The sequence below is a fragment of the Pseudonocardia thermophila genome (genome assembly GCF_900142365.1).
Taxonomy (GTDB): domain Bacteria; phylum Actinomycetota; class Actinomycetes; order Mycobacteriales; family Pseudonocardiaceae; genus Pseudonocardia; species Pseudonocardia thermophila.
Window position 1 is genome coordinate 130,846 of record NZ_FRAP01000013.1, and the last position, 14,509, is coordinate 145,354.

Sequence of the window (14,509 nt, forward strand, 5' to 3'; positions counted from 1 at the left end):
GGTCACCAGCGCAGGACGTACGGTGTGCCCGTGCGGCGGAAGTGCCCGACGTTGACGCACTCCGTGCGCCCGATCCGCATCCGCTGAGCCAGCGGCTGGTGCACGTGACCGAACACGACGGCGCGCGGCTCGTGCTCGTGGATCACCTCGACCGCGGCCGTCGACGCCAGCTCGGGCCGCCGCGTGATCACGTCGTAGCGCAGCTCGGGCACCGCGGGCGGCGCGTGCAGGCACAGCACGTCGACCGGGCCGAGCGCGCGCACCGCCGCGTCGTGCTCCTCGGCCGCGCGCAGGTACGGGGTCCAGCCGCGCCCGGGAACAGGTGGGATGCCCGGGGGCAGCGGCACCCCGCCGACGAAGCCGAACCGCAGCCCGCCCAGCTCCACGACCTGCCCGTCGACCATGTGCACGCCCGGGCGGGCGAACTCCGGCCACAGCCGCGCGATGTCGACGTTGCCGGGGATCGCGTAGGTGGGATCGGGCAGCACTGCGAACAGCTCGGTGTACTGGTCGCGCACGGCCTGCTCGATCACCGCGGCCGGGTCGTCGATGCGCGACCAGGCCTCGGCGGCGAACGCGCGCAGCTCCCCCGGCTTGCCTTCCTTGCGGAGGCGGCGGAAGGTGTCGCTCACCTCGGGACCGAGCACCGTGCCCATGATCCCGCGGCTGGGATCGGAGTAGTCGACGAAGTCGACGAGATCGCCCAGGACGATCAGCGCATCAGCCCCCACACCCGCCTTGGCGAGCGCGTCGACGTTGCCGTGCACGTCGGAGACCACGTGCACACGCATGAGCCGACACTACCCGGAAACGGCCTCTTCGGGCGACGGTCGCGGCGGCTCACCCGGTGCCCGGTCCCCCTCCAGCCGGGCCTTGAGGGCGAACGCGATGGCCTTCGCAGCCCGCTGGCGCTCGGCGGCGACGGCGGCACCGCGGCGCGGCGGCAACGGCTGCGGGGTCCCGTCCGGGCCGGGCGGGTCGGCACGCAGGAAGTAGTGCAGCACCGTCCCGTCGAGCACGGGTTCGAGCCAGACCTCCATGCTGCCGACGAGCGCCCCGCTCACCGTCCAGCGCAGGCCCTCCACCCCGCGGGCCGCGGCGACCTCCAGGTCGAGATCGGGCCACAGCACCCGCCAGCGCGCCGGGTCGGCGAACTCCGCGGCGACCACGGCGGGCGGGACGGCGAGGAAGGTCTCGTCGACCACGTCAACCGAGGGCATGCCCGGAGTCTCCCACCGGGGCGCCCAGCCGACCGGTCAGGAGGTCGTGCAGGCGCGCCGCAGCCGCGTCCCAGGTCCACTCGGCGGCCATCCAGGCCCGACCGGTTGCGCCCATCGCCGCGGCGCGGTCCGGGTCGGCCAGCAGCCCGGCGACGGTCCGGGCGACCGCCGCCGGATCGCGCCCGTCGACGACCTCGCCGGTGCGCCCCGGCCGCACCGTCTCGGGAGCGCCGCCGGACCGGCCCGCCACCACCGGTACCCCGCACGCCGCCGCCTCGAGGAACGTGATTCCCAGCCCTTCGACGTCGAGGCCGCCGCCGCGGGTGCGGCACGGCATCGCGAACACGTCACCCACGGCCTGGTGGGCGGGCAGCTCAGCGGGCGGCACGGCCCCGGCGAACACCACGGCGTCGGCCACTCCGGCCGACGCGGCCAGCTTGCGCAGCCGGCCGGCGTCGGGGCCGTCGCCGACGAGCAGCAACCGCGCCCCCGGCACCGCGGCCCGGATCCGCGGCAGCGCCCGCACGAGCACGTCCTGGCCCTTGCGCGCCACGAGCCGGCCCACGCAGACGACGAGCGGTGCGGAGCCGATGCGGTAGCGGCAGCGCAGCTCCTCGCGCGCCCCGGGGTCGGGCCGGAAGACGGCGGTGTCCACCCCGGGCCGCAGCAGCTCCAGCACCGCCTCCGGTCCGCAGGCCGGGGCGAGCCGCCGCCGCGTGTACCGCGAGACGACGGTCAGAACGTCCGCGGTCGAGGCGATCCGGCGCAGCGCCTGCCGGCCGCCGGGCAGCATCGACCAGCCGATCTCGTGCCCATGGGTGCTGGCCACGATCCGCTCGACACCGGCCCGGCGGCGCAGTCCGGGACCGAGCAGGCCCAGCGGGGCGGCCGCGCCGAACCACACGGTCTCGACGCCGTGGGCGCGGGCGAGCGCCGCGGCGCGCGCGGCCACGTCCGGCAGCGGGAGCAGCAGGCTCGTGGCGTGCCGGTGCACCGGGTAGGGCTGCTGTGCGTCGTGCTCGGCGGCACCCGGCCAGGTCGAGGCGTACACGACCAGCTCTCCGGGGGGCAGCCGGTCGGCGAGCGCCTGCAGGTAGGACTGGATACCGCCGACCCGCGGCGGGAAGTCGTTGGTGACGAGCAGCGTCGGCACACGCCGACGCTATCGCCCGGCTCGGGAGCGGGGGCGGCGACCGGCTGGTGGGCCGGTCGCCGCCCAGCGCCCTGGGGAGCGGACTTGGCTCGAAGGCGCTCCGGCTACAGCCGCCGGGCGCCGGAGAAGACCTTGGGGTTCACCTTCTGGAACTTCACGACGTCGCCGCTCTCGGGCGCGTTGATGAACAGCCCGTTCCCGGCGTAGATGCCGACGTGGCTGACCGGGTTGTAGTAGAAGACCAGGTCACCGGGCTGCAGCTCGTCCCACGACACCGGTCGGCCGACGGTGGCCTGCGCGCTGCTCGACCGCGGCAGGGTGACGCCGGCCTGCTTGAACGCCCAGGATGTGAGACCGGAGCAGTCGTAGCCGTTCGGGCCGGACGCGCCCCAGATGTAGGGCTTGCCGACCTGGGTGGCCGCCGCCCGCAGCGCCACCAGCCCGACGCTGCTGCCGGAGGGGAGCGCAGGGGTCGCCGCACCGTTGGCGGTGCGGGCGCGCCGCTCTGCCGGACTGAGCCGGTCGAGCAGCTTCTCCGCCTCGTCGATGCGGATCTCGGCCTCGCGCTTGCGCTTGGCCAGCTCCTGCTCTGCGGCCTCTGCCGCTTCGACGGCGGCCTGGGCGCGCTTGACCGCCGCGTCAGCCTCCTCCACGGCCCGCCGCGTGGTCTCCACGACCGCGAGCAGCCGGTCGAGGACCTCCTTGTGGTCGGCGGCCAGCGTGTGCAGCGCCGACATCTGGTCGAGGAACTCCTGCGGGTCGTGGCTGTCGAGCAGGGCGCTGAACTGGTCGAGGTTGCTGTCCAGCGTCGACAGCGCGAAGACGTCGATCTCCCGGCGATAGGCCTCCTCGTCGGCCTTCGCCTTCTCCGCCGCCTCCTGCGCCGGGCCCACCGCCGCCTGCAGGTCCTCGACCTGCTCGCGCTTCGCGTTCAGATCGTCGGTCGCGGCGTGCCACTGCTCGGTGAGCGCTTCCGCTTCCTTCAGCACCTCGTCGAGGTGCTTCTGCGCCTCAGCCGCAGTGGTGGGCGTCGGCGGGCTCGGAGTGGGCGGCACGGGTTCCGCGAGCGCCGGGGAGGCGCCCACGGGAACGAGCACGAGCGCCACGATCGCAGCCACGGCGGCCGCCGGGACGCGGCGGAGCCACCGCGGGCGACCGGTCGGGGTACGCCGAAGCGTCGCCACGGGGAGCAATCTCTCCTTTCGGAGACCACCTGCCGTACCGTTCGGAGCAGAGGGGGAACCCGAACGGCCCAGTCTGGCGGTGACCTTGCGTCGCCTTCGGGGGTCGAATGGCTGACGGCCGCAAGGTCTCGGCGAGATTACGAGGGACGCGACGCGACGTCCACACCCACCCCCGGTGCGCGTGTCGTCCGTCCGCACAGCTCCCGTTGCGCCGACTGCGCACCGTTGCGACGAACGGCTACGCCGTTTCGCTACCCGACGTTGCGCTCCGTGCGCAGAACGTCAGTGGGGTATGACGCTCGGCGCGGATCCTCGGCCACCAACCGCAATCTCGGGATCAACCCTTGATCTGCGAGCAGGTCCAATGCTCGCCGCTCCGTTGCGCTGAACTGCACCGTGGGCGCGCCGGACGGCGCGTCCACGGGAATGAACCGCGTGTCCGGACCGATCGGACCAGGCTCGGCCGCCGGCCCCGAGGCGCGCTCGCGCCGACCGCGGACCGGATCCTCCGGGGTGCTCAGCAACACGCCGATCACGCAGTCGCCGCACGCGATCCCGCGCACCGCGCACCTGTCGCAGTCGATGATCATCATGCCTCCGTTCGGCCGGGGATCGACCTGGCAGGCACGCTAGGGACGAGCACCGACAGTCTTCCGGGACCGCGGCAACAGAGTGTGACTCAGACCACAATCCATGCTCGGGAAGATCCACGAACGGCACTTTCGTGAGCACCGATCCTCACGAAGGTGTCGTTCGTGAGGTCAGGACACAGATCAGGGCCGGGTAAGGCGGGTCAGCAGCACCGCCGAGGGCACCGCGTACGCCCCGTGCTTGCGCACCGACGCCACCACGGCCCGGTCCGACGTCGCCACGAGGATCGGGCGGCCCTCCGGTTCGGCGGCCACCAGGGCGCGGATCACGTCGTCGGCGAGGACGCCGGGGTCGCTGAACAGCACCCGCAGCCCCCGCGCGCCCCGCGGCGGCGCGGTGACGACACCGGCCCCGTCGAACACCACGGTGATCTCCACCGAGGTGCGCGCCGCGAGCGCGGAGAGCTGGCCGACCAGCCGGGAGCGTTGGTCGGCCAGGGTCAGCTCGGGGTAGCCGGTCTTGCTGACGTTGTAGCCGTCGACGATGAGGTGCAGCGCCGGCACCGCGAGCACCGCGTCGAGGGCGGGCTGCGTCTCCACGATGGCGCCACGGTGCAGCACCGACGCGTTCTCGACGAGGTCGCCGGGCCGCGGCCCGCCCCCGCCGGTGACGCCCAGCTCCCGCCGCAGCCCCTCGACGGCGCCGCTCACGGCGTCGAGCAGCAGCGAAAGGCGCACCTCGTCGGCCTGCCGCGCCTCCCGCGCGGCCTGGCGGGCGGCCAGCACCTGCGCGGCCGCCCGGTCGGCGCGCTCCTTCTCGGCCTCTGCCCGGGCCCGTTCCTTGGCGACCTCCTCGGCGGCCCTCGCCAGCTGCTCTGCCGCCTCCGACCTGGCGGCCTCGGCGGCGGCCTCGGCGGCGGCCTGCGCCTCGACGGCCGTGCGCAGCCGGGCACCCTGCTCGGAGACCCGCCGGCGCAGCTGCTGGTACTCGTGCTCGCGCGCGGAGCCCGCCTCCCGCGCCTGCGCCCGCGCCTCCGCGAGCTCGCCGCGCAGCCGCTCCAGCTCCGCGGTCAGCTTCTCCACCCGCGACAGCGCCGCGTCCAGCTCCGCGCGCAGCTCGGCGGCCTCCCCCGCCCGCGCGGCCTCCGCCACGACCTGCGGCGCCTCCGGCAGCTCCCGCAGCACCGCGGCGGCCGCAGCGGTGCGGCGGTCGTCTGCGGAGGCGTCCAGCTCACCGGGCCGGTGCTCGTCCCACCACGCCACCACCGCCGTGCGGAACGCCGGCGACTCGGCCAGCTCGTGCAGCAGCGGCCCCGCGGCGAGCCTGGCCCGCTTCGCCGGGGCGAACCGCACGAACCGCCGCAGCCGCAGCGGCACCTCGGCCGGGGGCAGCCCGGTCAGCGCGGTGGACGCGGATTCGGCGATGCGGAGCCGGACCGGTTCGGGCAACCGGTCCCAGTCGACGGGAGGCACGTTCTCGGCAGCGGGTTCTGCAACGGGTTCTGCATCGATCCCGTCCTCGGCTGGGGGGCGGCTCGTGGCCGGATCGGCGCCCCCCTCGCCGGTCCGGTCGCGGCCACCGTCGCCGAAGGACGGCTCAGGCAGCGCGGACATTGCACCAGGCTAGCGGCGTTCGGCGCCGAACACTGCGCGGACGGCGCGTTCGTCACCCGGGTTCTGTCGGGGGTGCCCGCTAGCGTCCGCCGCCGTGGTGCTCCTCGACAGCTCCCCTCCCGGCGTCCTCCCCCGCCGGCGCCCCGCCCGCCCCGGCCAGCTGTCGTTCGACGAGCTCGGCACCCCGCTGCGGGAGGTCACGTTCGTCGTGCTCGACCTGGAGACCACCGGCGGCTCCCACCGCGACGACGCGATCACCGAGATCGGCGCGGTGAAGGTGCGCGGCGGCGAGCAGCTTGGCGAGCTGGCCACGCTCGTCGATCCCGGACGTGGGCTGCCGCCGCAGGTGGTCGCGCTCACCGGCATCACCACCGCGATGGTGACCGGTGCGCCCCGCATCCAGGCCGTGCTGCCGACGCTCTTGGAGTTCCTGTCCGGCGCGGTGCTGGTCGCCCACAACGCCGCGTTCGACGTCGGGTTCCTCCGGGCCGCCTGCGAGCAGCACGGACACACCTGGCCACGGCCCCCGGTGCTGTGCACCGCCCGGCTCGCCCGCGCCGTGCTCTCCCGCGACGAGGCCCCCAGCGTGCGGCTGGGCGCGCTGGCCCGGCTGTTCGGGGCGGCCACCGCGCCGATCCACCGCGCGCTCGCCGACGCTCGCGCCACCGTCGACGTCCTGCACGGCCTGCTCGAACGCGTGGGTAACGTCGGCGTGCAGAGCCTGGAGGAGCTGCTCGACCTCGCCCGCGAGTCCACCCCCCACCGCCCCACGACGGAGCAGCGGCGCAAGCGGGTCCTGGCCGAGTCGCTGCCGTCCGCGCCGGGCGTGTACCTGTTCCGCGGCGCCCGCGACGAGGTCCTCTACGTCGGTACGAGCGGTGACCTGCGCCGCCGCGTGCGCAGCTACTTCACCTCGGGCGAGCGGCGCAGACGGGTGCGCGACATGGTGGCGCAGGCCGAGCGCGTCGACTCGGTGGTGTGCGCGCACGCACTGGAGGCCGCCGTCCACGAGCTGCGGCTGATCGCTGGCCACCAGCCGCGCTACAACCGCCGCTCCCGCACGCCACTGCGCGCGTGGTGGGTCGCGCTCACCGCGGAGGCGTTCCCCCGGTTCTCGGTGGTCACCACGCCGCGGGACGGCGCGTTCGGCCCGTTCCGGTCCCGCCAGCAGGCGGTGGCCGCGATGGAGACCGTGCTCGACGCCGTCCCGCTGCGCTCGTGCACCCAGCGCATCCCGGCGAGGGGTGCGGCGGCGAGCCCGTGCGCGCTGCACGAGCTGGGCCGCTGCGGGGCGCCGTGCGCGGGCCTGCAGACCGTCGAGGAGTACGCACCCGCGGTGGCCGCGGCGACCGCGCTCGTCGAGGGCCGCGACGACGGGCCGCTGCGCCGCCTCGCCGACGAGGTCGCCGCGCTCGGGGAGAAGCAGCGCTACGAGGCCGCGGTGCGCCGCCGCGACCGCCTCGCCGGGCTGATCGTCGCGCTCACCCGCAGCCAGCGCCTGGCCGCGCTCGCCGCCGTCGACGAGCTGATCGGGGCCCGCCCCGACGGCACCGGCGGCTGGGAGATCGCCGTCATCCGGTGCGGGAGGCTGGCCGCGGCCGGGGTGGCCCGCCGCGGGGTGCCGCCGATGCCGGTGATCGACGCCCTGCGCGCGGGCGCCCAGACCGTCATCCCGGGTGACGGGCCGCTGCGCGGCGCCCCCGCCGAGGAGGTGTGGCTGCTGCACCGCTGGCTCTCCACCGGCGGCACCCGGCTCGTCCACTGCGAACCGGCCTGGGCCGAACCGGCCCGCAGCGCTGCCGCGTGGACGAGCTGGGCGGAGCGGGCGCGGCCGGTCGGCCCGCTCCCCGACTGACCCGCACGCCCGCGCTAGCCTGATCACACTCGACCGTGAGGAGCCTCCGTGATCACCGCGATCGTCCTGGTGCAGACCGTTGCCGACCGCATCCCCGAGACCGCGCAGGCGATCGCCGACCTCGACGGCGTGAGCGAGGTGTACTCCTGCGCAGGGGACGTCGACCTCATCGCCATCGTGAAGGTCCGCGAGCACGAGGAGCTGGCCGACGTGATCGCCGGCCGGCTCAGCAAGATCGAGGGCGTGGTGTCGACCGACACCCACATCGCCTTCCGCTCCTACTCGCGCGCCGACACCGAGGGCGGCTTCGCCATCGGGGTCGGCTAGCGGCGGTCGTCAGCGCAGCGCGCCGGAGACCTTGATCCAGGAGTCCAGCAGCTCCGCCGCCGCGCCCGAGTCGATGGCCCGCGCCGCCCGCTCCAGCGCGGGCGGGAACGCGGCGGCCAGATCGTCGGTCGCGCCCTCGAAGGCGACGAGCGCGCCGGCCGCGTTGAGCAGCACCGCGTCGCGCACCGGCCCCTGGGCGCCGGCCACCAGGTCGCGGAACACCCGCGCGTTGTGCTCGGGCGAACCGCCGCGCAGGTCCTCACGGGTGACCCGGGGGATGCCGAACGCGGCCGGGTCGAGCGTCTCGATGCGCACCTCGCCGTTCGCGACCACCCACACCGTGCTGGTGGTCGTGGTGGTCAGCTCGTCGAGGCCGTCGTCGCCGCGCACGACCAGCGCCGACGTGCCGCGGCCGGCGAACACCTGCGCGAGCACCGGCGCCATCCGCGCGTCGGCGCAGCCGGCCAGCACAGCGCTCGGCTGGCCGGGGTTGGTCAGCGGGCCGAGCACGTTGAACGCGGTCGGCAGGCCCAGCTCGCGCCGGACCGGGCCGGCGTGGCGGAACGAGGGGTGGAACACCGGGGCGAAGCAGAACCCGATGCCGACCTTCTCGACGGTCTCCTCGACCCCGGCGGGCGGCAGGTCGACGGCGACGCCGAGCGCCTCCAGCACGTCGGCCGCACCGCTGGACGAGGACGCGGCCCGGTTTCCGTGCTTGACCACGGGCGCGCCGGCCGCGGCGACCACGACGGCCGACATCGAGGAGATGTTGACGGTGTGCGCCTGGTCCCCGCCAGTGCCGACGATGTCGACAGCGCGGCCGGAGACCCGCACTCGGCGGGCGTGCTCGAGCATCGCCTCGGCGAGCCCGGTGATCTCCGCGGGCGTCTCCCCCTTCGCGCGCAGGGCGACGAGGAAGCCGGCGAGCTGCGCGGCGGAGGCCTCACCGCCGAGCACCTGGTTCATCACCCATGCGGTCTCGGCGGCGTCGAGGTCCTGCTTGCCGATCAACCGCCCGATGAGCTTCGGCCAGGTCGGCGCGGCGCCCGGCCCGTCCGCCGCCGCGCTCACGCCCGTGCCACGGTGCGCGCCGTGGAGCGGCGCAGCACCTCCGCGACCGTCTCGGCGGCGGCCAGCGGGTCGAGCGGGTGGACGAGCACGGCGTCGGCGAGCGACCAGGTGGCCAGCCAACGGTCGTCGCGCCGGCGGACCGTGATCACGATCGGCGGGCAGTCGTCGATCTCGTTCTTGAGCTGGCGCGACACACCCATCCCACCGGTGGGCTGCGCCTCGCCGTCGAGGATCAGCAGGTCGATCCCGCCGCGGTCGACGGCCAGGATGACGTCGGCCACGCCCTCGGCCTCGACGTACTTCACGCGCGGGAGATCGGGCGCCGGACGCCGGCCGACCGCGGTGATGATCGCGTCGCGGACCTCGGCACGGTGGCTGTAGACCAGGACGGTCAGGGACTGCGTCTCGGCAGGGCTCGTCACGGGCGCTCCTGGTGAACTCGCGTGTCGCGCCGATCGACCGGCACGACTGGTCTGTCCGGAACTCTAGTGGGTGGTCGCTCGTTCTCATCTGGGCGGCTAGTGACGACCCCTACACGTTGTAGAAGTTCACCGGGGGCCATAATGCCCCTCGTGACGACAGCCGCCCCCAACATCAGCGCGCGGATCCATTCGCTGAACCGGCCCAACCTGGTCAGCATCGGCACCATCGTCTGGCTGTCCAGCGAGCTGATGTTCTTCGCCGGGCTGTTCGCGATCTACTTCACCGCGCGCGCCCAGGTCGCGCCCGGTGAGCACTGGGTCCCCGCGACGCCCGAGTCCGCAGAGCTCGGCCTCTACGAGCCCGTCCTCAACGTCCCCTACGCGCTCGCCGTGACGATCGTGCTGGTGGCGTCCTCCTTCACGTGCCAGTTCGGCGTGTTCGCGGCCGAGCGCGGCGACGTGTTCGGGCTGCGCCGCTGGTACCTGCTCACGCTGGCGATGGGCACGTTCTTCGTGCTCGGTCAGGCCTACGAGTACTACATGCTGGCCTCACACGACGGCGTGACGCTGTCGTCGAGCGCGTACGGCACCGCCTTCTACCTGACGACCGGCTTCCACGGCCTGCACGTCACCGGTGGGCTCATCGCCTTCATCTACCTGCTGATCCGCACCCGGATGACGAAGTTCACGCCTCAGCAGGCGACCGCGGCGATCGTCGTGTCCTACTACTGGCACTTCGTCGACGTCGTGTGGATCGGCCTGTTCACGGTCATCTACTTCATCCGCTGAGCCGCCCGCTGCTTTCTTCAGACCGCCCCACCGACGATCAGAAGCTTGGAAGTCGCTGACGATGACCACCACCTCCACGGCGCCCCCTGAGACGTCTCGCAGGCGGGCTCGCGGCCCACGCAGCCGAGCCCGCCGCCGCTTCGCCGGCATGCTGGCGCTGGGCATCGCCCTGCTCTCCGCGGGGTCGCTGTACACCGCCTTCACGCCGAAGGCCCAGGTCGCGCAGGCGCAGGAGGACCAGACCGCGCTGATCGCCAAGGGCCAGGAGCTCTACACCAACCACTGCATCACCTGCCACGGCGCCAACCTGCAGGGCGTCCAGGACCGGGGCCCGAGCCTGATCGGTGTCGGTGACGCGGCGGTCTACTTCCAGGTCGCCACCGGTCGCATGCCGATGGCGCGCCAGGAGGCGCAGGCCGAGCGCAAGCCGCCGATGCCGCAGTTCAACATCCACCAGGCCGACGAGGAGAAGGCCGCGGAGGCGGCCGAGAACCTGGAGGCGCTCGGTGCGTTCATCCAGGCCAACGGCGGCGGCCCCAAGGCCCCCGCGGAGGACGGTCTGGCGCTGCGCGGTGACGACCCGGCCCGCGGTGGCGAGCTGTTCCGCCTCAACTGCGCGTCGTGCCACAACTTCACCGGTCGCGGCGGAGCGCTGTCGTCGGGCAAGTACGCCCCCACGCTCGACGCGCCGACCGAGAAGGAGATCTACACGGCGATGCTGACCGGGCCGCAGAACATGCCGAAGTTCTCCGACCGGCAGCTCACGCCGGACGAGAAGAAGGACATCATCGCGTACGTGAAGTCGGTCACGAACGGCAACAACAACCCCGGCGGCAACCCGCTGGGCGGTATCGGTCCGACGTCCGAAGGAGTGATCACCTTCATCGTCGGCGTCGCCGCCATGATCGGTTTCGCCCTCTGGCTGGGAGCGAAGAATTGAGCACCGCCACCAACCCGCACGAGAAGCCGCGCACACCGACGGCGGCCGAGCTCGACGAGATGACTCCCGACCAGGTCGCGACGCTGGCCGCGAACCTCGACGACGTGGTCGTCGTCAAGAACACGCCCAAGTTCCCGATCTCGGGCACCCGCGCCGAGCGGCGTGCCGAGCGGGCGGTGGCGACGTGGTTCGTCATCTCGGCGCTGTCCGGCCTCGCCTTCCTCGGGGTCTACCTGTTCTGGCCGTTCGAGTACGTCGCGCCCGACCAGCCCGGCTACTTCGTCTACACGCTCTACACGCCGCTGATCGGCCTCCTGCTCGGTCTGGCGGTGCTGTCGCTCGGCGTCGCGGTCATCACCTACGTCAAGAAGTTCTTCCCGGACGAGGTCTCGGTGCAGCAGCGCCACGACGGCCCGTCCGACGAGGTCGCCCGCCGCACGGTCGTGGCGCAGCTGGTCAAGGCCGGCCAGGACACCACGATCGCCCGCCGCTCGCTGATCAAGCGGTCGGCGGGCGCCGCGGCCGGTGTGCTCGGCCTGGGCGTCGGGGTGGCCGCGGTCGCGCCGCTGATCCACAACCCGTGGAAGGGCCGCGACGACGCCGACCTGTGGGTCACCCCGTGGCGCTCGATCAACGGCGAGAAGGTCTACCTGCGCCGCGACACCGGTGACCCGAGCGAGATCTCGCTGGTCCGCCCGGAGGACCAGGAGGCGGGCTCGATGGAGACGGTCTTCCCGTTCCGCGAGTCCGAGCGCGGTGACGAGGAGGCGCTGCACGCGGCCCTGCGCCGCTCGGACGCTCCGGTGATGCTGATCCGGCTGCGTCCCGGGACTCCCGTGGTCCACCGCGAGGGCCAGGAGGACTACCACTACGGCGACTTCTACGCCTTCTCCAAGATCTGCACCCACCTCGGCTGCCCGACCTCGCTGTACGAGCAGCAGACCCAGCGGATCCTGTGCCCGTGCCACCAGTCGCAGTTCCTGGCGACCGAGTACGGCAAGCCCATCTTCGGTCCTGCAGCTCGCCCGCTGCCGCAGCTTCCCATTACCGTGGACGAGGACGGCTACTTCATCGCCCGCGGTGACTTCAACGAACCGATCGGGCCCGGCTTCTGGGAGTGGCCCGGATTCTGGAATCGAGGGCGCTCATGAGTTCGATCACGACGCCCACCGGCTCGCCTGGTGGACTGCAGGCCAAGGCCGCAACGGCGCTGGACGAACTCGACCAGCGGTTCCATCCGGCGGCCGGCCTGCGCAAGCAGTTCAACAAGGTCTTCCCCACCCACTGGTCGTTCATGCTGGGTGAGGTCGCCCTCTACAGCTTCATCATCCTGCTGCTCACCGGCACGTTCCTCGGGTTGTTCTTCGACCCGTCGATGGCCGAGGTGCAGTACCACGGCTCGTTCGACAACCTGCGCGACGTCTGGATGAGCCGCGCGTACGAGTCGACGCTGAACATCTCGTTCGACGTGCGCGGTGGCCTGTTCATCCGGCAGGTCCACCACTGGGCAGCGCTGCTGTTCATGGGCGCGATGGTCGCCCACATGCTGCGGACGTTCTTCACCGGCGCGTTCCGCAAGCCGCGCGAGACGAACTGGGTCATCGGCGTCCTGCTGCTGTTCATCGGCGTGTTCGCCGGCTTTACCGGCTACTCGCTGCCGGACGACCTGCTCTCCGGCATCGGTCTGCGCATCGCGTCGGGCATCACGCTGTCGGTCCCGGTGATCGGCACCTGGGTGCACTACGCGCTGTTCGGCGGCGAGTTCCCGGGCCACGAGATCATCCCGCGGCTCTACATCGTCCACGTGCTGCTGATCCCGGGCATCCTGCTGGCGCTGATCGCGGTGCACGTGGGTCTGGTCTGGTACCAGAAGCACACGCAGTTCCCCGGCCCCGGCCGCACCGAGAAGAACGTCGTGGGCGTGCGGATCCTCCCGGCGTTCGCCGCCAAGGGCGGCGCGTTCTTCGCCGTCACGGCCGGTGTGCTGGCGATCATGGGCGGGATCTTCCAGATCAACGGCATCTGGAACCTCGGGCCCTACAACCCGGCGCACGTCTCGGCGGGTTCGCAGCCTGACTGGTACATGCTCTTCTCCGAGGGCATGGCCCGCATCTTCCCGGCCTGGGAGCTGCACCTGGGCAACTACCTGGTCCCGGCGGCGTTCTGGGCCACGGCCCTGTTCCTGCCGGTGCTGTTCGTGATCGCGGGTGCCTACCCGGCGATCGAGCGGCGCTTCACCAAGGACAACGCCCTGCACAACCTGCTGCAGCGGCCACGTGACGTGCCCGTGCGCACCTCGCTGGGCGTGATGGCCATCATCACCTACGTCTGGCTGGCGCTCTGCGGCGTGAACGACTGGGTGGCGTTCTTCTTCGACATCTCGCTGAACGCCACGACGTGGGCCGGCCGCATCGGGCTGCTGATCCTGCCGCCGATCGGCTACTGGGTCACCTACCGGATCTGCATCGGCCTGCAGCGCAGCGACCGCCAGGTCCTGGAGCACGGCATCGAGACGGGCATCATCAAGCGGCTGCCGCACGGTGAGTTCATCGAGGTGCACCAGCCGCTGGGCGGCGTCGATGAACACGGCCACGCGATCCCGCTGGAGTACCAGGGCGCCCCGGTGCCGAAGCGGATGAACCAGCTCGGCTTCGGTGGCCACCCGGTCCCCGGCTCGCTGCTCACGCCGGACGACCCGGAGGAGGTCGCCCGCCTGGAGGCGGCCCGGGCCGAGGCGGCGCGCAAGGAGCTCGAGGCCCGGACGAACGGCGAGGCCGAGCAGGCCGGGGCCGAATCGAAGGACCGCGACCGGGCGCTGACCGCGGGCGACTGAGCCCAGCACTGACCCGCAGCACGACCCGAACGGGCCCCGCCGGAGTTCTCCGGCGGGGCCCGTTCCGTTCCTGACCGCCGTCGCGACGAGGACGGTCAGCGCGGGCCACCGAGCGCTCACCGGCGGGCGGCCGCGACGGGGAGCCCGTGGTCCGGACGGAGCGGTGCGATCAGGTGACCGGGCTGCGACGGCCGCGCCGAGCCCGCACAGGGCAGATCGCGAGCACGACCACGTGCCCGCGGGAGGGCGACGATCGCCACCGGTGCGGGCGCGGCGGCGCTCCCACCGTGCGAGGAGATCGGGGGAGGCTGCACCGCGGCCACGGGACCTGACCTCTCGATCGGGTGGTCGCCCGTCCCGATGAGACCCCTAGGGTGGCCACGATCACGACGGGTTGCTACCGTGGGGCCCATGCGTACCACCCTCGCTCTCGCCCTCGACGCGGCCGTAGCGCCGCGCGTCGGCTGAGCCAGGAAGCCGGCGCGCACGTCCCGGAGTCTTCCTCTCTTCC

Annotated in this window: 14 protein-coding genes; 6 read left to right on the forward strand and 8 right to left on the reverse strand. The window is 73.1% G+C overall.

The window, feature by feature from the left end; genetic code table 11:
* Positions 1-2: 2 nt before the first annotated feature.
* The 6 genes from BUE41_RS17575 to BUE41_RS17600 all read right to left on the reverse strand — a co-directional run bounded on the left by BUE41_RS17575 (position 3) and on the right by BUE41_RS17600 (position 5,761).
* A complete protein-coding gene (locus BUE41_RS17575) occupies positions 3-791 on the reverse strand; it encodes a metallophosphoesterase family protein (protein WP_073458208.1) in 789 nt (262 codons plus the stop codon).
* A gap of 9 nt (positions 792-800) precedes the next feature.
* Complete coding sequence (locus BUE41_RS17580; RefSeq protein WP_073458209.1) at positions 801-1,220, reverse strand: polyketide cyclase / dehydrase and lipid transport; 420 nt, start codon at positions 1,218-1,220, stop codon at positions 801-803.
* On the reverse strand, positions 1,207-2,373 hold the full coding sequence (locus BUE41_RS17585; protein ID WP_073458210.1) for a glycosyltransferase family 4 protein: 1,167 nt from the start codon (positions 2,371-2,373) through the stop codon (positions 1,207-1,209). The genes BUE41_RS17580 and BUE41_RS17585 overlap by 14 nt, the downstream gene beginning before the upstream one ends.
* 104 nt (positions 2,374-2,477) lie before the next feature.
* Positions 2,478-3,470, reverse strand: coding sequence for an NlpC/P60 family protein (locus BUE41_RS17590; RefSeq protein WP_143172211.1), 993 nt, complete (start codon positions 3,468-3,470; stop codon positions 2,478-2,480).
* A gap of 338 nt (positions 3,471-3,808) precedes the next feature.
* A complete protein-coding gene (locus tag BUE41_RS29755) occupies positions 3,809-4,150 on the reverse strand; it encodes a hypothetical protein (RefSeq protein WP_143172212.1) in 342 nt (113 codons plus the stop codon).
* 180 nt (positions 4,151-4,330) lie between these two features.
* Entirely contained in the window at positions 4,331-5,761 is a 1,431-nt protein-coding gene (locus BUE41_RS17600) for an NYN domain-containing protein (RefSeq protein ID WP_084755279.1), read from the reverse strand.
* A gap of 97 nt (positions 5,762-5,858) precedes the next feature.
* On the opposite strand from BUE41_RS17600, the gene BUE41_RS17605 reads away from it, so the two are divergent.
* Together BUE41_RS17605 and BUE41_RS17610 are read left to right on the forward strand one after the other, a co-directional pair.
* Positions 5,859-7,616 (forward strand): DEDD exonuclease domain-containing protein, encoded by a 1,758-nt coding sequence (locus BUE41_RS17605; protein WP_073458285.1) that lies wholly within the window; start codon positions 5,859-5,861, stop codon positions 7,614-7,616.
* Positions 7,617-7,664: 48 nt separating this feature from the next.
* On the forward strand, positions 7,665-7,943 hold the full coding sequence (locus BUE41_RS17610) for an Lrp/AsnC family transcriptional regulator (protein ID WP_073458213.1): 279 nt from the start codon (positions 7,665-7,667) through the stop codon (positions 7,941-7,943).
* 9 nt (positions 7,944-7,952) lie between these two features.
* Here BUE41_RS17610 and trpD read toward each other — a convergent pair whose 3' ends face one another.
* Entirely contained in the window at positions 7,953-9,014 is a 1,062-nt protein-coding gene (gene trpD, locus BUE41_RS17615; RefSeq protein ID WP_073458214.1) for an anthranilate phosphoribosyltransferase, read from the reverse strand.
* Positions 9,011-9,436: a hypothetical protein gene (locus BUE41_RS32020; protein WP_073458215.1), complete on the reverse strand. Its 426-nt coding sequence runs from the start codon at positions 9,434-9,436 to the stop codon at positions 9,011-9,013. Before BUE41_RS32020 ends, trpD begins: the two co-directional genes overlap by 4 nt.
* A 141-nt stretch (positions 9,437-9,577) precedes the next feature.
* Here BUE41_RS32020 and ctaE point away from each other — a divergent pair, with 141 nt between their 5' ends.
* The 4 genes from ctaE to qcrB all read left to right on the forward strand — a co-directional run bounded on the left by ctaE (position 9,578) and on the right by qcrB (position 13,998).
* Positions 9,578-10,225: an aa3-type cytochrome oxidase subunit III gene (gene ctaE / locus BUE41_RS17625; protein WP_073458216.1), complete on the forward strand. Its 648-nt coding sequence runs from the start codon at positions 9,578-9,580 to the stop codon at positions 10,223-10,225.
* 61 nt (positions 10,226-10,286) lie between these two features.
* Positions 10,287-11,165 (forward strand): cytochrome bc1 complex diheme cytochrome c subunit, encoded by an 879-nt coding sequence (gene qcrC, locus BUE41_RS17630; protein WP_073458217.1) that lies wholly within the window; start codon positions 10,287-10,289, stop codon positions 11,163-11,165.
* Entirely contained in the window at positions 11,162-12,316 is a 1,155-nt protein-coding gene (gene qcrA / locus BUE41_RS17635; protein WP_268794496.1) for a cytochrome bc1 complex Rieske iron-sulfur subunit, read from the forward strand. The genes qcrC and qcrA overlap by 4 nt, the downstream gene beginning before the upstream one ends.
* Positions 12,313-13,998, forward strand: coding sequence for a cytochrome bc1 complex cytochrome b subunit (qcrB, locus tag BUE41_RS17640; RefSeq protein WP_073458218.1), 1,686 nt, complete (start codon positions 12,313-12,315; stop codon positions 13,996-13,998). Before qcrA ends, qcrB begins: the two co-directional genes overlap by 4 nt.
* Positions 13,999-14,509 lie beyond the last annotated feature (511 nt).

Excerpts from the sequence above, each read along its gene's own strand:
- BUE41_RS17575 (WP_073458208.1), bottom strand. The coding sequence starts at position 791 with ATGCGTGTGCACGTGGTCTCCGACGTGCACGGCAACGTCGACGCGCTC.
- BUE41_RS17580 (WP_073458209.1), bottom strand. The coding sequence starts at position 1,220 with ATGCCCTCGGTTGACGTGGTCGACGAGACCTTCCTCGCCGTCCCGCCC.
- BUE41_RS29755 (WP_143172212.1), bottom strand. The coding sequence starts at position 4,150 with ATGATGATCATCGACTGCGACAGGTGCGCGGTGCGCGGGATCGCGTGC.
- BUE41_RS17600 (WP_084755279.1), bottom strand. The coding sequence starts at position 5,761 with ATGTCCGCGCTGCCTGAGCCGTCCTTCGGCGACGGTGGCCGCGACCGG.
- ctaE (WP_073458216.1), top strand. The coding sequence starts at position 9,578 with ATGCCCCTCGTGACGACAGCCGCCCCCAACATCAGCGCGCGGATCCAT.
- qcrC (WP_073458217.1), top strand. The coding sequence starts at position 10,287 with ATGACCACCACCTCCACGGCGCCCCCTGAGACGTCTCGCAGGCGGGCT.
- qcrB (WP_073458218.1), top strand. The coding sequence starts at position 12,313 with ATGAGTTCGATCACGACGCCCACCGGCTCGCCTGGTGGACTGCAGGCC.